We start from the raw sequence: 17,056 nt of genomic DNA, 5'->3' as shown, positions 1-17,056 counted from the left end.
TTCGGGTAAATAAATTCCAACAATAAGCAATGATTAAAATACTTGTCCTTATAGATTCTGCCACTGAGTTTAGCCGTCGTTTTCTGTCCGGGCTGGTTCGTTATGCCCATGAAAACGGCCCTTGGATATTTTACCGGTTGCCTCTGTATTATAAAATGTTGTACGGTGAAGAGGGGGTCTTAGAGCAAATTAAAGAATGGGGGATCGATGCGGTTATTGTTCAATGGGAATACCGTGAAATTAAATTTTTAAAAAAACTGGATATTCCTGTATTTCTTCAAAACTATGAAGATAATGCCGATTGGTTTTCAAAAATTTCCGGTGATTATATGGAAGTGGGTGCGATCGCCGCTAATTTTTTTGCCCAAAAAAGGTTTAAGAATTTTGCTTTTTATGGCAATAAAAATTTTTTGTGGTCAAAAGGCAGAGCGGAGGGGTACCGTATCGAAGTAGAAAAATTAGGAGGAAACTATTACTATTTTGAATCGGAATATCTAACCAACAGTCAATGGAGCCGAAGTCACATAAAATTAAATAAATGGTTATCTTCCCTTCCAAAGCCGGTTGCCGTTTTTGCTTGTGACGACTATTTTGCTCTGCAGGTGGCCGAAATGTGTAAAATAAACCATATCGACATCCCGAATGAAATATCTTTACTGGGTGTAGATAATGACGAGCTTATCTGTAACTTATCCTATCCGTCCATCTCATCCATAGTGACCGATGACGAAAATATCGGATATGTTGCTGGCAAGAAACTTCATAAACTGATTATAAACAAAAAAAATATTCCTTTCAACATCATCAAGAAGCCAATACGTATTGAACAACGGCAATCTACAGAAAAATACAATATTGCAAACAAATATATCTTAAAGATAATTGAACATCTTGAAAAAAATTTCGCTTCTGATCTCTCCATCGATGAACTGACACAAATGGTTCCGCTGGGCCGAAGAAGCCTTGAAAAAAAGTTCAAAGAAGCCATGGGCACCTCCATTTATCAATTTATAATAGACAAGAAAATAGAATTTTTCTCTTATAAATTATTGACAACTCAGGAAAGCTCGTTGGATATCGCTATTGAGGCCGGGTTTAACGATGTGAGAAATGCGTATCGGATTTTCAAAAAGAACACCGGGCATAGTCCTTCTGGTTTCCGTAAAAAATTCTCGACACGGGATAAGCCGCCCCTTTCTCCGACAGATTAATCGAATATCAATAAGGTTTTCAATTATTTAACGAAGAAGTTTGTTTATTTTCTCAATATAATCGAGCAACTCTTCCCTACCCAATTTTTTTTCGGAGGAGGTAACAAAGACGGGTGGAAGTTCTTCCCACCTTTCCAGCAATTTCTGTTTGTAAGCATCCACGTTTTGCTGCAGGCGAACGGGTCCCTGCTTATCGCCTTTGGTAAAAACAATGCCGAAGGGAACACCGTTTTCGCCCAGCCATTCCATAAACTCCAAATCTATTTTCTGAGGCTCGTGGCGGCTGTCCACCAACACGAAAAGTGAGGTCAGCGCTTCACGTTCCAGCACGTAATCTTCGATTATCTGTTGCAACCGATCCCGGTTTTCCTTTCCACGTCGGGCATAGCCGTATCCCGGTAAATCTACCAGATACCATTCTCCGTTAATCAGAAAATGGTTGATCAGCATCGTTTTTCCAGGTGTGGATGAGGTCATGGCCAATCCTTTCCGGTTGGTCAGCATATTGATAAGCGATGATTTTCCAACATTGGAACGTCCGATAAAAGCATATTCAGGCTTTCCGTCCTGCGGACACTTCAGGTAATCGGTGTTACTGATGATAAATTCGGCAGATTTGATAAGCATAGGGTTACGGGTTGAGGGTTAAAGGTTTATAGTTGTTTAACGACAATATCCAAAGGCCGGTTCCGGTAAGTGCAGCATTGACAAGCAAGAGTTCATAACCCACCTGGTAGCCCAAAACCTGTTTCATCACGGTTTCAAAAACAAAACAGATAACCGGTGCAGCGACGGCAATGTACGGCACCCATTTGTCGACAGGCTTTACCCGGGTATACAATCCGCAGAAATACAATCCGAGCAGCGGGCCGTAGGTATAAGAGGCCAGTTTATAAATCGCAGTGATGATGCTGTCGGAACCGATGGCCTCTATCAGCAGGATAATAAGAACAAAAATAACGCTTATAACCAGATGTACCCGGCGGCGTGTTGCTACGTTCTTACGCTCCGTATCAGGATTGTCGGTCTTTTTCATCTCCAGGATATCTACGCAAAACGATGTAGTGAGTGCTGTCAGCGCTGAGTCGGCACTTGAAAAGGCAGCCGCCACAATCCCCGTTATGAAAATTCCCAATACCACTTGTCCCAGGTGCTGACTGGCAATGACCGGAAGAATATTGTCGGACACTTCGGGAAGTACAATTCCGTTTTGCTGCGCATAAATAAGAAGCAAAACACCCAGCGACAAGAACAACAGGTTGATCGGGGCAAAAGCAAGGCCATAGGAGACCACATTTTTCTGGGCATCTTTCAGGTTCTTTATCGTCAGGTTCTTCTGCATCTGGTCCTGATCCAACCCCGTCATCACAATGGTAATAAACATCCCGCTGAAAAATTGTTTGAAGAAATTTTGCGTACTTGCCCAATCGTCAAACACGAAAATACGCGCATGCGGACTCTCGCTTATTGCCCGAAATGTGTCGCCCCAACTAAAATCAAGGCGTGCCATTACCTGCCAGATGATCAGTACCAGGGCAGTCAGAAAAAGCAGGGTCTGAACCCAATCCGTCCATATGATGGTTTTGATGCCGCTTTTATGGCTGTACAGCCATATAATGAGAATAATCCCGACAACCGTTACAACAAAGGGAACACCCCAGGCATCAAAAACCAACGACTGAAGAATAAACGCGACCAGGTATAGCCGGGCGGCTGCACCCACAATTTTAGAAAGCAGGAAAAACCACGCCCCGGTTTTATAGGATCGTTGTCCGTAACGCTGTTCAAGATAACCGTATATGGTTGTCAGGTTCAGCCTGTAATACAACGGTAAAAGTACGTAGGCAATGACCAGATATCCAAAAAAGAATCCCAGTACCATCTGCATATAGGTCATATCGAGGCTACGGACCATTCCCGGGACAGATACAAACGTTACACCCGAAATAGACGTTCCGATCATAGCGAACGCCACAATGTACCATTTGGATGATTTGTTGGCACGGAAAAAAGCATCGTTGTCCGACCCCTTCCGGCTAGTGAGGTGGGAAATGAACATCAGCAACAGGAAATAGACGGCTATAACGATAAGAATAAAGCTGCTTTGCATATTTTTTAGAATAAAGAATAAAAGAGCTCAAAACACATACCTGTACCCCAGAACAAGGACAAACTATATATTTAAAAAGAATTCGACAAGCTGTGGAAACGAATCGAATGTGTAGGTATACTTGTCTGTTTTCCCAAATCCGTAAGTCACAAACACAAACGGCACATCGGCCTCTGAAGAAGCTTTGCTGTCCGAATCGGTATCACCTATATACAAAGGAAATTGCAGGTTATTCCGTTCCTTGAGTAGTTTCATATTAAACGACTTGGGTTTCAGGTTTTCTCCATGCTCCATATAATCGGTAAAGAGGTGTGCAGTTCCGGTGTGCTTCATAAAGTTTACCAAGCCTCCTTTCTCACAGTTGCTGAGCAGAAATAACGGATATTTTTTCGATAATTTCTCCAATCCCTCATAAACACCTTCGTAAATATGCGGTTTCATAACGGGGACCAGCAAATGGTATTGCCGGACAACCTCGTCAAACAACTCATCCTGAGCCGCTCTTGACGCACTGGGGAGAACAGCGTCGAGCATGACACGCGCTTCTTTTCCCATAAGGCCCAGTAGGTCGTCACGGGTAACCCGTGAACGATAACCATTTATTTCCAATCCCTTATTCCAGACAATGACGTAAGAATCAACATTGTCCCAAAGGGTTCCGTCCATATCAAAAATTAAACTGTCGGGGTTTGTCATACATTGAATAGTTGTTATCCGGCTTCATCTTACCTGCCAGCCGGCAGGCCGATTCATTTCAGCAGCAATAGTCTTAACAAAACAACGGGTACCTGTTGAATAAAGGCATCCTGTAAGCCGGAAAACTTTTTTGTTTGTAAGCTGCAAAAGTACTCAACAATGCCCGAAAGGGCAAATAAATAATCATTAAAATACCGGAGAAACAGTTTTTATCTTATTTTTGTACAAAATACAAGATATGGAGAAAACCCGCGTTTGCGTCATAATCAATCCGGTATCGGGAACAGAATCGAAGAAAAATATCCCTGAAGAAGTGGCCTCCGCATTCGATCAAACCCAATTCGATGTAATTATCCGGATCACCGGCTATCCCGGGCATGCCACTGAAATTGCCAAACAGGCTGTGAAGAACAAATTTGCTTATGTGCTGACTGTCGGAGGCGACGGCACGGTAAATGAAGTGGCAAAAGCCCTGGTGAATACCGATACCATTCTGGGAATCATTCCTTTTGGATCGGGGAACGGACTGGCACGCGACCTGCATATCTCCATAGATTCAGAAAAAGCCATACAAACCATACTCGAAGGCAATGTCCGAACCATCGATTACGGCTCTGCCAACGGGCATATTTTCTTTTGCACCTGCGGCGTTGGATTTGATGCGTTTATCAGCGACAAGTTTGCCGAAGAAAAAAAACGCGGCCCCCTGGGCTACGTCCGCAACATTGTGGAAGGCGTGGTCGAGTTCAGGTCGGAAGAGTACGAAATCACGCACGACGAAGGTACACTTAACGAACGGGCATTTCTTCTTACCTGTGCCAATGCCTCCCAATACGGGAACGAAGTATACATTGCACCCGGTGCCGATATGGAAGACGGGAAAATGAATGTATCTATACTGAAGCCGCTTAATCCCAATGAAATTCCACAAACCACGCTGCAACTTTTTACCCGGAATATCGATAAAAACAGCAAGATGATCTCGTTAGTCACCAGCAACCTCATCATTAAAAGAAAAAAACCAGGCATATTGCACGTTGACGGGGAACCGGTGAATACCGAAAAGGACATTGAAGTGAAAATGTACCACAAGGGATTAAAGGTACTTGCCCCAAAGCAAGTTGAAGAAAAACCGGTGAAAGAAAGAGAAAATATTTTCACGGCTATCACCCGTTGGATGAATATATAATCGTGAATTCAGGCAAAGCGGGCACACTCATCCCGAGTGCACCCGCTTTTCATTCATAACAAGTTATTAAAACAAAAATAAATTTCAAGCGCTATTCTGCAATTTGCGCCACAAAGCTTTCGGCATCGTGATACGCACCACTCATTACCTCCTCCACTACACCACCGATCTGCGAAGCAAACAAGGCCGAGTTCATGCGTGAAACATAGGTCTTCCCATCGGCTTTTTCGTGTACAGAAATGCGACAGGGCATCATGTTTCCATAAATTCTCAACTCGTCGGCCGAAAGCATGCGGTAAGCATATTTCGGATTGCAGAGTTCTATGACTTTTACAGGAAGAACTTCATACCCGTTCTTATTCATCGTCTCTTTCAGATCGTGGGTGTGCGTAACACGCCATCCTGCTTCAGCGATGATATTGTCGAGTCTTTCAACCGTCTCGTCGAAGGCATACCTGCTTTTACTCTCGAAAAACATTTTGTCCATGATCCTGAACTTAATTTTTGAGTAAAACTTCGTCGATAGCCTGCTTAAAAGCATCTTTCGGTAATGCACCCTGTGCCATTTGCGGAGCTTCGTTCATCGGGACGAAAAGCAACGTCGGGATACTGCGGATTCCAAAATCGGCAGCCAGTTCCTGCTCTGCTTCGGTATCCACTTTATAAATGTAAATCTGTCCTTCGTATTCTGCAGCCAGTTGTTCCAGTATAGGGGCTACCATTTTACACGGACCACACCAATCGGCATAAAAATCTATAATAGCGGGTTTATCACCCAGGTATTCCCATGTTTGGGAATTTTTTTCGTAGTTTGCAACTTTCGTTAGAAAATCAGCTTTTGTTAAATGAATTGTTTTAGTCATATTTGTTTTATTTAAATTAGTTTCCTGTTGAGTTACAGCTGCCTGTGGCGATGATGTTGATTTGCCGGTGTTATTGCTGCACGCGGCAAACATAAACGATGTCACAAGTGCGGCGATAATAAGTTTAATTTTCATATTGTTGTTTGTTTTGTATATAATTTCTTTATTTAATGTTCTTTATCTCTTTGCCTCTACCTTCTTCTTTCTTAAAAATATCAAAAATTAGCAGTCCCAAAATGGCACCGTAAATCGTCATTCTCCACGGATTTGAAGTGATGGGACAACTGCCCGTGCCGCAGCCAACGAAATAGTAATACAGGTAACCTCCGATGGCACCAACAATGACTCCCGCAACTTTCAATCCGTGTCTTGTAAAAAAATCCTTCATGTTCAATTCTTGTCAATTACAATCTATGATACAGCTCAACAATTGGATTACCCGACTGTTTCTGATGGAATAAAAACAATTTTTTCCGCTTCTGCGGCAGTTTAAAATACCTTTTGCACGCATGTCGGTCAAGTGATACGAAAGCAGCGATTGTTCACAATCAATAGCTTCCTGCAACTCAGATACCGATTTTTCCTTCTCGTTAGACAACAAGGTAATCACACTTAACCTGATTTCATTTGCCAAGGCTTTCAGCATGTACGCTGCCTCTTCGAATTGCGCTTTATCCACCTTTTGTTCCTTTATTTCCAGCATGCTAAACTCCATTGTTTTTTTATCAAATCAACATATGAACATATATTCATATATTTTTGTTCAAAAGTACACCATTTTTTTTGATTGACCAATTAAAAACTAAAAATTTTTACTCCTTTTTTGCAGTTTACTCCCAACGAAATTGAACGTTACTTTACTTTGAAGAAATAGGAAAGCTTCGCCTCAATGATGCGGTGAGCGGAACGGTTAAAAAAGAAATTCTCTTGTGTCTTCCTGTTTTCAAAAATATCGCCCAACCCGAAATAATATCGGCCTTCGAGCTCCACATTACCTGCTCCGGTTTTCAGTTCCATTCCAACACCCCCTACAAGACCATAATCAAAACTCCGGGGTTCCAGAACATATTGCATGCCTATTTGTCCATCGGGATTTTCTTCTCTTCTGGCGGCCACATCGGCAGACAAAGCCTCGTTCATGTTTTCAGAGCTTCCCAACAAAAAACCGAGTTGTGGTCCCGCATTGATAATAAACCGGACATTATTGCCGAAGTAGATATGTGTCATAAAAGGAACCTCCAGGTAGTGCAACGTTTTATTGTATGCAAATCCGTTTTCGGGGGGAAAATCCTCTGTCCATCCTCGTTGGGCATAATTCAATTCGAGCAATAACCCCAGGTTTTTTTCCGAAATGTATTTTGCCGAAATGCCACCGTGAATACCCAGAGAAGATTTCTGTAAAATAGCCGGAACAAAATCAACTGTCGACATAAGTGCTCCCCCTCCCACTCCGATATAAAACTCTTTCTCAAAATCATTTTTTTGTGCAAAAACCTGCACAGAGGAAAGGATAAACAACAAAATTCCCGGCAACAAACGTTTCATTTAGCGGCTTTTATTGATTTTGTGTACAACGTTTCCTGCATCGTAATGAATAAGATACAATCCGGTGTTAATGAACCCTCCCCAGTTATTAACCCGGTCAAATTTGAAAGAAAACTGGAGTGAATTCGACGGTATCCGGTTTATTCGTTGTTCGAAATTTGTTCCATAACGATAAACAGCATTCAGGAAAAACATTCCGGTATCGTATCCGAACAAACCGTATTTGGGATAGGTATTGATCAGGTCACGGCCGTACCACTGTTTAAAGTTTTCCACGAATTGCCGGGTCTCCACATCCTGTTCATCTACATAGAACGATGTGTAGAAATAGGTTCCGTACTCGTGTAACGATTTCTTGACTTCTGTGTTGTAAGTCTGCCATTCCGGATATCCGAACAATCGCGTGATAATTCCCTGCCGGGCTTGACGCACTTTCTCAAGGGCATCAAAAATTTCGCGAAGTGACCCGGAATCTCCGGTAGTAGGAACAACTACATTTTCCCCGTTGGTCTGAAGCAACGGTAGCATGTCCGTTGAGAGGTTTGAGGTAAGTGAAAGTTCCTGGTAGCGGATGTTTTTCCGTTTCAAATCGGCTTTCAGGGTAGAAATAAAATCAGCCTTGTCGGATCGTCCGGGAGCATTCACGATAACTACGTTTGCATTCCTGAATGTTTCCATAAACACTCCGGATGCCTTGGAATAAAAGTAGGACTGGGGCGAGTTTACCTGGAAGATGTGGTTGTTATTCTGAACCTCACTGTTTTTCGAAGAAAACGGAATGATGTACTTGATGTTGTGTTTTTTAGAAAAATCGGAAATGATCCTAATCTGGTCATCCGTCATGCCCCCGATCAACAGATGCAGTGATTCCATCTCCAGGGTTCCCAGCAAACTTTCGAGTTTTGCCCGGCTACCGATCTCAAAAACATACACCTCGATGTTGGCTCCTTCTTTTTTCATCTTATCCACAGCCAACAAAAATCCTTCGTAATATTCCTGCAACCTCAAATGTTGCCCTCCTGACTTATCCAGAAAAGGAAGGAGAAGGCCCACCCTGATCACGTCTGTCCTTTGCGCTTCGTTGCTCAGGCTGAGTAGGCGGTTCGCCTCAATTTCCCTCGTGCGGGCATTTTCATCCAACCGGGCAACTTTTACGGGGACGATCAACTCCATATTTGTTTTCAATCCTGCAGCAAGTATGGGATTTGCTTTTTCAATCGATTCAACCGGAACGTCGTAAGCCTGTGAAATAGAATAGAGTGTTTCTCCCCTTTTTACTTTATGAGTTATGTTTTGCGTCTGTTGTTCGTACGGAATAAAATCGGCCTGCATCTGAAAGAAAGGAATCCGGATGGTTTTTCCAATTTGGAAAGTTTCTACGGACAAACCGGTATTGGCAGCGATCAGGTCCTCGGGTTTTAACGAATAGGTTCTGGATACCGAATAGAGCGTCTCTTTCGGAAGAATAGTATGATAGCGGTAGTTCTCGTGGGTCGAGGAAAGCGATCTCTGCTGCGGCACAACAATAACCTGCCCTTCGGCAATATTTTCTGTCAGGCCTGAATTATAACGAATAATTTCGTCAACACTCGTGTTATACATCTGTGCAATACCGTACAGGGTTTCTCCCCTGGCTATGGTATGGCGGAAAGTGTGGTTTTGGTCAAGAGGGAGTTGCTGACGGGTTTGATCTAGCGGAGCGCCCTTCCGGACCGGTATCAGCAGTTCCTGGCCGTTTTTCAACCCTGATCCGGCTGTCGGATTATGCTTCAGGATTTCGTCTACCGTGACGTTGAAAGTCCGCGAAACGGCCATCAATCCTTCGCCCGATTTAACTTTGTACTTATAAAAGGATTGCCCGTTTGTAGTGATTTTTTCATATGCCGGTGTTTGGGCAGCACTAACCGCTGTGAAGAGAACAGCCAGGAGGAAGAACAACAATATTTTTCTCATTCCGAGTGACGTATGCATTCCGTTTGTTTTAAATTTTCCAATAAAAACTAGTAAAGGGCAAAATTACAAATAATAATTATTTATGTGTCTTCGCTTGTGTTAATTAAAGTGATAACAACTTTATCGGCGATTCTGTTCTTGAGGATTGATTTTTCCTTCGTCACGGTATTGTTGGTAAAGTTTACTGAATTTTTCCCCTTTCCGGTGCGACTCGTACTTTTTAATGATTATCTGTGATTTTCTGTACAGCTTTTCTGCTTCTTCCAACTTCAACTGGCTGGTCTTTTCAATGGATTTATTGGTAAAGGTAGCCGCCTTCTTTGCATCGGAATTCACACTGTCACAAGAAACCGCAAACATAACAAATGCAGGCAAGATAAGTATTGAAAAAAAATGTTGAACTTTGTTCATTGTTATTTCATTCTTGAATTTTTTAAAAAGGGAGTTCTTCTTTTCTGTTTTCGGTCATGAAATCGGTCGAAGTCATCTCGGGAACAGCCTCTGACTCTCTGTCAGATTGCCTTGAATTCATCCTTGAAGTGCGTTCAATGTAGTTGGTTCTTTTTCGGCTGGTGTTATGATCGTCCAGGTTTTCGAACCGGGCATACTCGTTATCAAAACGCATGGTAGCAATACCTGTCGGCCCGTTACGGTGTTTTGCCACAATTATTTCTGCCATACCGATGAGTGAGTTTCCACTTTCATCCTCCGTAATCCGATAGTATTCAGGCCGGTGAATAAAACAAACCAGGTCAGCGTCCTGTTCAATGGCTCCCGACTCACGCAGGTCGGCAAGTTGCGGACGTTTTCCTTCGTTACCCTGGCGGCTCTCCACACCACGATTTAATTGCGACAACGCAATTATGGGAATGTTCAACTCCTTTGCCAAACCTTTCAGCGACCGGGATATCATGCTGACCTCCTGCTCACGACTACCAAAACTCATCCCGCTGGCATTCATCAGCTGCAAATAGTCAATGACCAGAATCTTCACATTATGCTCACGCACCAGTCGACGGGCCTTGGTTCGCAATTCAAACACCGATAAACTGGGGGTATCATCAATAAATATCGGTGCATCGTAAAGTTCTTTAATTTTAATATCCAGCCGATCCCACTCGTCTTGCGACAACCTTCCGCTCTTGATGCTTTCACCCTTTATCTGGCAAACATTCACAATCAAACGGTTTACCAGTTGTACATTGGACATCTCAAGCGAGAAAAAACCCACAGGATGTTCGAAATTGATGGCTATATTCTTCGCCATGGAAAGCACAAAAGCCGTTTTTCCCATGGCGGGCCGGGCGGCAATAATGATAAGGTCGGAATTTTGCCATCCCATGGTCAGCTTGTCCAATTGGTTAAATCCGGTAGGAATACCGCTCATCCCATCTTTTCGGTTTGCAGCGAGTTGAATAATCTTCATCGCTTCCTTGATAACGGGATTAATCTGAATAACATCTTTTTTTACGTTTCGCTGTGAAATTTCGAAAAGGCGTCCTTCCGTCTCCTGCATCAAATCATCCACATCAATGGTTTCATCAAAAGCCTGCTGCGTCACTTCAGAAGAAAATGAAATCAATTCCCGGGCCAAGTATTTTTGGGCAATAATCCGGGAATGGTATTCGATATGCGCTGCTGATGCCACCTTTTCAGATAACTCGGCAATATAGACTGCTCCCCCGGCAGATTGAAGTTCACCCCGCCGTTTTAATTCTTCCACCACGGTGAGGACATCCACCGGTTTTTGCTGAACTGCCAAGCCTTGGATGGCTCCGAAGATTATGTTGTGAACGGGATTGTAAAAACTTTCGGGTTTTAATATATCGCTCACCACCGAATAAGCGTCTTTTTCAAGCATCAATGCTCCCAAAACAGCTTCTTCCAGTTCCGGTGCTTGTGGCGGCAATTTTCCGATTTCGGGTACAATGACAGTCTTTTCAATGATTTTTGTGTTTCTTTGTCGCTTCTGTTTCTCCATTTTGTTATACAAGATCTTTTCCAAAAAGACTTCAAAGTTATCCCGTAAATTTTAAACATCCCAATTTTTGACGCTTTTATTATAATGAGTTTATCAACAAAGTGTGTTGAAAACTTTTTCATCGCCCCATAGTATAGATTTAATCTATACGAAAAACATTTTTATACTATTTTTGTTATATAATGAAATCCATAAATATAAACATAAAAATATGAAAAATAAAAGCCTGCAAGACTCTATCAGAGATAGAAGAACCTATTATCAATTGGGCGACGAGTCCCCGGTTTCAGATGAAGAAATACAGAAAATAATTGAATACGTAGCTTATTGGGCCCCATCACCTTTCAATTCGCAATCGGCAAGAATGGTATTGCTTCTGGGCGAAAACCACAAAAAATTATGGGAACTCACCAAAGCTGAATTAAAAAAGATAAGCCATTCGGAGGAGGCGTGGAAAAAAACCGAAGAAAAAGTGAACGGTTCTTTTCTCGCCGGATACGGTACGGTACTCTTTTTCGAAGACCTGTCGGTGGTTAAAGGCTTGCAAGGTAACATGCCCTCATACAGCGAAAAATTTGCACAATGGAGCGAACATTCTACCGCCATAAACCAAATACTGGTTTGGATGGCGTTGGAAAACGAAGGATTTGGCGCATCGCTGCAACATTACAATCCGCTTATCGACGAAAGCATCCAAAAGGAATGGGGCATTAGCCAAGACTGGAAACTTGTCGCGCAAATGCCTTTCGGGACTCCCTTGTCCGGACCGGGAGAAAAAACGCACGAACCATTGGAAAAACGCGTATTGGTCTTTAAGTGATTTTCGTTACCGGAAAACTTATACGAGGGTGTATCACAATGTGATTTCACCCTCATTTTTTATTAGGAAACCTATCTGAGAACAAATATCCAAATATTCACCTCTCAGGAGGTTGATGTTTATTTTATAAAAACCTCTTTTTTTTGAAAAAAAATTTGCAGATCCACATATTGTTCGTACTTTTGCGAACAACAAATTGCTATGGCTAAGAAAAAAGAGGGCACCCAACAAGCAACAGACAAACAAATTGCAGTATTCGCTAAAGCGCTGGGACATCCTACCCGGGTGGCGATCATCCAGTTTTTGCTGTCGCAGGAGTCGTGTTATTTCGGCGATATCCACGATGTGTTTCCCAATGCCAAGGCAACCGTATCGCAACACCTGAAAGAGTTGAAAAACGCCGGGCTTATTCAGGGTGAAATTGAAACTCCCAAAGTGAAGTATTGCATCAACAAAGAGAACTGGGAAATTGCCCGCAACCTGTTTGGAAACTTTTTCGCATCGGAAATCAAAAATAATTGCTAAAAATTTTTTACAAACAATGTTCGTTGTTTGACGAACTATAAACAATAAAATCAATAAAATACAGAAATTATGGAAATTAAAATTTTAGGAACAGGATGTCCGAGCTGTAAAGCGCTGTTTGAAACCACACAACAAGCAGTTTCAGAACTCGGTATTGAGGCAAAAGTGGTAAAGGAAGAAGACATGGTAAAAATTATGCAGTACAATGTGTTCTCCGTTCCGGCATTGGTTATCAACGAAAAAGTGGTATCGTCAGGAAAAAAATTATCACTCGAACAAGTAAAAAATCTATTGAAAAAGTAGCGCAATGAAACAGTTAATCTTTATCTGCCTTATCGGACTATTCACGATAAGTTGTAATCAAAATAAAAAAGCGGAACAAACCACCAATCAATCCACAGATGAATTTGCTCCATCGGGCGACGTGGTGGAGGTAATTTATTTTCACGGCACACAGCGTTGTCCAACCTGTCAAGCCATCGAAGCAGAAACCAAAAGTCTGATCGAAAGCAGTTTCGCCGACGCCATTAACAGCAAAAAATTGATATTCAAAATAGTGGATATCTCCAAGCCGGAAAATAAGGCCATCGCCGACAGGTACGAAGTGGCGTGGTCATCGCTTTTTGTCAACGACTGGAAAAAAGATCAGGAATCAGTAAACAATCTCACAGAGTTTGCTTTTACCAATGTCCGCAACAATCCCGATGCCTTCAAAAGGGGATTAAGCGAAAAAATAAACGAATTTTTGGCCAATTAATCCTTATATGGAGCAGTTTCTTCAAAACTTACTCGAAAGCAGTAACATTCCGTTTATTACGGCATTCATTCTCGGGTTGCTTACCGCAATCAGTCCTTGTCCGCTAGCTACCAACATTACCGCTATTGGCTACATAAGTAAAGACATTGAAGATAAAAAAAGAATTTTCAGAAACGGGTTACTATACACATTGGGCAGAATAGTTTCATACACGGCATTAGGCATCATTCTGATTTTCATCCTCAAACAAGGTTCAAGCCTTTACGGAATTCAAAAGTTCATTGCGAAATTCGGCGGTGTCATTATCGGCCCACTATTAATTATTATCGGGCTGTTTATGTTGTACGGACACAAGCTGAATTTGCCCAAATTCGGGTTCAGTGGGAAAAACTCTGAAAAAATCAGAAAAAAAGGTGGTTGGGGTACACTTTGGCTGGGTGTACTTTTCGCCTTGGCATTTTGTCCGACAAGCGGAATATTCTACTTCGGAATGCTTATACCGATGTCGGCAATGGAAGCAGGAGGATATTTTTTCCCAGTTGTATTTGCTATAGCAACAGCATTGCCTGTAATTATTGTGGCGTGGCTACTGGCTTTCAGTTTTGCCGAAGTTGGGCGGTTTTACAACAGCGTTCAGAAATTCGAAAAATGGTTTAGTAAAGCCATTGCCTTAATCTTTATCATTATAGGAATTTATTACACGTACAGCTTTTATTTTTAGAAAATGGAAATCAGAAAAGAATTTAAGATACTTGTCACTTTTGTTGTTGTGTTCTTGGCGATATATTTCTTGCCTATTCACAGCAACGTGTTCAACACGGCCATGGATGCCACTTTCGATTTATCGAAATGGTACGCCCGGGAGCACGTGGTACTTTGTTTGTTACCCGCTTTTTTAATAGCGGGAGTTATTTCGGTTTTTATCAGTCAAGGCTCCGTTATCAGATATTTTGGAGCAAAAGCAAAAAAATGGGTTGCCTATACGGTGGCTGCTGTTTCGGGAACTGTTCTGGCGGTTTGTTCCTGCACGATTTTACCCTTGTTTTCGAGTATTCATAAACGTGGTGCCGGATTAGGACCCGCTATCGCTTTTTTATATTCAGGTCCTGCCATTAACATTCTTGCTATAATTCTTACCGCCCGAATTTTAGGTTGGGAATTGGGAGCAGCACGCGTTATTGGAGCCGTTTCGTTCAGCATTATCATCGGGTTGATTATGGCGTTCATTTACCGAAAAGAGGAAAAAGTACGGGCCGATGAACAGATGAACATTATTCCTGAACCCGAAAAACGACCGTTGTGGCAAACATCTATTTTCTTTTTCACACTGGTACTGATTTTGGTTTTTGCCAATTGGGGAAAACCCACATCAGACGACACAAACAGCTTTTGGCATTTTATATGGGAAAACAAGTGGTACATTACCGGTGTTTTTAGTCTGGTACTGGCTACAGCCCTGATTTTCATTCTGAAGATGAAAACATGGAAAGTAGTTGCTGCCGTAGTGGTTACAGCCGTAAGTACATTTATTTTCAGGAATCCAGTCATTTCAATGGTAATAGGAATTGCTGCCGTCGCATTCCTTGGATTAACGGACAAAGCGGACGACGAAGAAAACAAGAAGTGGATTCTTTCATCGTGGGAGTTTACGAAACAAATTGTTCCCTTATTGGCAATAGGCGTGGTCATTGCCGGATTTTTGCTGGGTTCCACGCACGATAATGTGGCTATTCCCGGAATAATTCCGAACGAATGGATTGCCTGGGCTGTGGGCGGAAACTCATTCAAATCGAATTTTCTTTCCTCCGTTGTGGGTGCGTTTATGTATTTTGCCACACTTACAGAAGTTCCAATTATTCAGGAATTAATCGCCTCGGGAATGGGGAAAGGTCCGGCATTGGCACTGTTACTTTCAGGGCCATCGATGTCTTTGCCAAATTTATTGGTTATCCGTGGAATTATTGGAACACAGAAAACAGTTGTCTATGCTGCGTTAGTCATTATTTTGTCAACCCTATCCGGATTAATTTTTGGAAGTTTATAATTAAGCAAAGCTAAAATCAAATTAAATATATGAATGCTAAAGATTTAAAAGTGGTTGTAAAGGAAAAATATGGTTCAATAGCCAAACAAAGCTTGTCAAATGATAAGATTAAATCATCCTGTTGCGGAACTTCGGGTTGTTGTGAGAAAATTGAATTCAGCATGATTGGAGATGACTACAACACAGTAGAAGGCTATAATCTCGATGCAGATTTGGGCTTGGGGTGCGGACTCCCTACTCAGTTTGCCAATCTGAAAACTGGCGACTGTGTGCTCGACTTGGGAAGCGGTGCCGGAAACGATTGCTTTGTAGCCCGCGCCATTGTGGGAGAAACAGGCAAAATCGTGGGTCTGGATTTCACGGACATGATGGTTGCCAAAGCTATTGAAAACAATCGGAAACTCGGATTCATGAATGTGGAATTTGTGCAAGGCGACATCGAAGAAATGCCTTTTTCTGACAACGATTTTGATGTGATTGTATCGAACTGCGTTCTAAATCTGGTGCCCAATAAGCACAAAGCATTTGCTGAAATGATTCGCGTACTGAAACCCGGAGGACATTTTTGTGTTTCCGATGTAGTGACCAAAGGTGAGTTGCCTGAAACCCTGCGCTCTGATGCAGAAATGTATGTAGGATGTGTTTCGGGTGCCATTACGCGGGATCAATATATCAATATCATCCATGACAACGGTTTTGAGAACGTAGCAATTCACAAGTTGAAGCCAATACCAATTCCCTATAAAGTTCTTTCGAAATATATGTCTGAGGAAGAAATCAACGATTTCAAAAAAGGAGAAACAGGAATTTTCAGCATTACCGTATCCGGCTATAAGTCGTTATAATTACATGAAAAATTTTGACAATGGAAGTCCTTATATATTCAAATTCACAGTTTAAAAGACATTAATAACATTTTAAAAATCAAATCAGTATGAAAATATTAATTCTTTGTACAGGGAACAGTTGCCGCAGTCAGATGGCACACGGTTTCCTGCAATCGTTCAATCCGGATATCACGGTTTGTTCAGCAGGAACAGAGGCATCGGGGAAATTAAATCCCGGTGCGGTGAAAGCGATGGCGGAAGTGGGTATCGACATCAGCCACCACACATCCGACCCGGTAGGCAAATACCTCAACGATGCGTGGGATTATGTAATTACCGTTTGTGGCGGCGCTAACGAAGTGTGTCCGGCATTTACCGGAAAAGTAAAGAAAAGGCTGCATATCGGCTTTGACGATCCGAGCCACGCCGTCGGCACACCCGAATTTATAGAAAGCGAGTTTCGCCGTGTTCGCCATGAGATAAAGGAAGCATTCAGAAAACTCTACGATGAAGAAATCAAAGCTCAATTGTAAAG

General features: G+C 42.3%; 21 protein-coding genes. 10 read left to right on the top strand and 11 right to left on the bottom strand.

What is annotated here, in order from left to right:
- Positions 1 to 29: 29 nt before the first annotated feature.
- Positions 30 to 1,211, top strand: coding sequence for a DNA-binding transcriptional regulator (locus AACM02_RS08580; protein WP_286849256.1), 1,182 nt, complete (start codon positions 30 to 32; stop codon positions 1,209 to 1,211).
- A 27-nt stretch (positions 1,212 to 1,238) separates the two neighbouring features.
- On the opposite strand, the gene yihA is transcribed toward AACM02_RS08580, so the two are convergent.
- The 3 genes from yihA to AACM02_RS08565 form a co-directional block, all read right to left on the bottom strand.
- Entirely contained in the window at positions 1,239 to 1,838 is a 600-nt protein-coding gene (gene yihA, locus AACM02_RS08575) for a ribosome biogenesis GTP-binding protein YihA/YsxC (protein ID WP_214062386.1), read from the bottom strand.
- Between the two features lie 4 nt (positions 1,839 to 1,842).
- The gene (locus AACM02_RS08570; protein WP_339116697.1) at positions 1,843 to 3,321 is read right to left on the bottom strand and encodes a sodium:solute symporter; all 1,479 of its coding nucleotides are present in this window, start codon (positions 3,319 to 3,321) and stop codon (positions 1,843 to 1,845) included.
- 63 nt (positions 3,322 to 3,384) lie between these two features.
- Positions 3,385 to 4,017, bottom strand: coding sequence for an HAD family hydrolase (locus AACM02_RS08565; protein WP_214062384.1), 633 nt, complete (start codon positions 4,015 to 4,017; stop codon positions 3,385 to 3,387).
- A 238-nt stretch (positions 4,018 to 4,255) separates the two neighbouring features.
- Here AACM02_RS08565 and AACM02_RS08560 point away from each other — a divergent pair, with 238 nt between their 5' ends.
- Complete coding sequence (locus AACM02_RS08560) at positions 4,256 to 5,206, top strand: diacylglycerol kinase family protein (RefSeq protein ID WP_214062383.1); 951 nt, start codon at positions 4,256 to 4,258, stop codon at positions 5,204 to 5,206.
- A gap of 91 nt (positions 5,207 to 5,297) precedes the next feature.
- Here AACM02_RS08560 and AACM02_RS08555 read toward each other — a convergent pair whose 3' ends face one another.
- The 8 genes from AACM02_RS08555 to dnaB form a co-directional block, all read right to left on the bottom strand.
- The gene (locus AACM02_RS08555; RefSeq protein WP_339116696.1) at positions 5,298 to 5,693 is read right to left on the bottom strand and encodes a DUF302 domain-containing protein; all 396 of its coding nucleotides are present in this window, start codon (positions 5,691 to 5,693) and stop codon (positions 5,298 to 5,300) included.
- 10 nt (positions 5,694 to 5,703) lie between these two features.
- Positions 5,704 to 6,204 (bottom strand): thioredoxin, encoded by a 501-nt coding sequence (gene trxA, locus AACM02_RS08550; protein ID WP_214062382.1) that lies wholly within the window; start codon positions 6,202 to 6,204, stop codon positions 5,704 to 5,706.
- Between the two features lie 28 nt (positions 6,205 to 6,232).
- Positions 6,233 to 6,457, bottom strand: coding sequence for a DUF6132 family protein (locus AACM02_RS08545; RefSeq protein WP_339116695.1), 225 nt, complete (start codon positions 6,455 to 6,457; stop codon positions 6,233 to 6,235).
- 12 nt (positions 6,458 to 6,469) lie between these two features.
- Positions 6,470 to 6,772, bottom strand: a complete 303-nt coding sequence (locus tag AACM02_RS08540) for a metalloregulator ArsR/SmtB family transcription factor (protein ID WP_339116694.1) — start codon at positions 6,770 to 6,772, stop codon at positions 6,470 to 6,472.
- Positions 6,773 to 6,921: 149 nt separating this feature from the next.
- Complete coding sequence (locus AACM02_RS08535) at positions 6,922 to 7,614, bottom strand: porin family protein (protein WP_339116693.1); 693 nt, start codon at positions 7,612 to 7,614, stop codon at positions 6,922 to 6,924.
- Complete coding sequence (locus tag AACM02_RS08530; RefSeq protein WP_339116692.1) at positions 7,615 to 9,585, bottom strand: LysM peptidoglycan-binding domain-containing protein; 1,971 nt, start codon at positions 9,583 to 9,585, stop codon at positions 7,615 to 7,617.
- Between the two features lie 102 nt (positions 9,586 to 9,687).
- Positions 9,688 to 9,978 carry a hypothetical protein gene (locus AACM02_RS08525; protein WP_214062377.1) on the bottom strand — a complete coding sequence of 97 codons (291 nt, stop codon included), beginning with the start codon at positions 9,976 to 9,978 and terminating at the stop codon, positions 9,688 to 9,690.
- A 22-nt stretch (positions 9,979 to 10,000) separates the two neighbouring features.
- Positions 10,001 to 11,548 carry a replicative DNA helicase gene (gene dnaB / locus AACM02_RS08520; protein WP_339116691.1) on the bottom strand — a complete coding sequence of 516 codons (1,548 nt, stop codon included), beginning with the start codon at positions 11,546 to 11,548 and terminating at the stop codon, positions 10,001 to 10,003.
- 211 nt (positions 11,549 to 11,759) lie between these two features.
- On the opposite strand from dnaB, the gene AACM02_RS08515 reads away from it, so the two are divergent.
- The 8 genes from AACM02_RS08515 (at position 11,760) to AACM02_RS08480 (ending at position 17,054) form a co-directional block, all read left to right on the top strand.
- A complete protein-coding gene (locus tag AACM02_RS08515) occupies positions 11,760 to 12,368 on the top strand; it encodes a nitroreductase family protein (RefSeq protein WP_339116690.1) in 609 nt (202 codons plus the stop codon).
- A 201-nt stretch (positions 12,369 to 12,569) separates the two neighbouring features.
- A complete protein-coding gene (locus AACM02_RS08510) occupies positions 12,570 to 12,893 on the top strand; it encodes a metalloregulator ArsR/SmtB family transcription factor (protein WP_339116689.1) in 324 nt (107 codons plus the stop codon).
- Positions 12,894 to 12,962: 69 nt separating this feature from the next.
- On the top strand, positions 12,963 to 13,196 hold the full coding sequence (locus AACM02_RS08505) for a thioredoxin family protein (protein ID WP_339116688.1): 234 nt from the start codon (positions 12,963 to 12,965) through the stop codon (positions 13,194 to 13,196).
- A 4-nt stretch (positions 13,197 to 13,200) separates the two neighbouring features.
- A complete protein-coding gene (locus AACM02_RS08500) occupies positions 13,201 to 13,650 on the top strand; it encodes a nitrophenyl compound nitroreductase subunit ArsF family protein (protein WP_339116687.1) in 450 nt (149 codons plus the stop codon).
- Positions 13,651 to 13,657: 7 nt separating this feature from the next.
- A complete protein-coding gene (locus AACM02_RS08495; protein WP_339116686.1) occupies positions 13,658 to 14,371 on the top strand; it encodes an aromatic aminobenezylarsenical efflux permease ArsG family transporter in 714 nt (237 codons plus the stop codon).
- A gap of 3 nt (positions 14,372 to 14,374) precedes the next feature.
- Positions 14,375 to 15,694, top strand: a complete 1,320-nt coding sequence (locus AACM02_RS08490; protein WP_339116685.1) for a permease — start codon at positions 14,375 to 14,377, stop codon at positions 15,692 to 15,694.
- A gap of 29 nt (positions 15,695 to 15,723) precedes the next feature.
- On the top strand, positions 15,724 to 16,539 hold the full coding sequence (gene arsM / locus AACM02_RS08485) for an arsenite methyltransferase (protein WP_339116684.1): 816 nt from the start codon (positions 15,724 to 15,726) through the stop codon (positions 16,537 to 16,539).
- Positions 16,540 to 16,628: 89 nt separating this feature from the next.
- Complete coding sequence (locus AACM02_RS08480) at positions 16,629 to 17,054, top strand: arsenate reductase ArsC (protein WP_214062982.1); 426 nt, start codon at positions 16,629 to 16,631, stop codon at positions 17,052 to 17,054.
- Positions 17,055 to 17,056: the final 2 nt, after the last annotated feature.

Origin of the sequence: Petrimonas sp., assembly GCF_963921705.1 — a bacterium.
Taxonomy (GTDB): Bacteria; Bacteroidota; Bacteroidia; order Bacteroidales; family Dysgonomonadaceae; genus Petrimonas; species Petrimonas sulfuriphila.
This window is presented reverse-complemented; position numbering and strand designations above follow the sequence as displayed.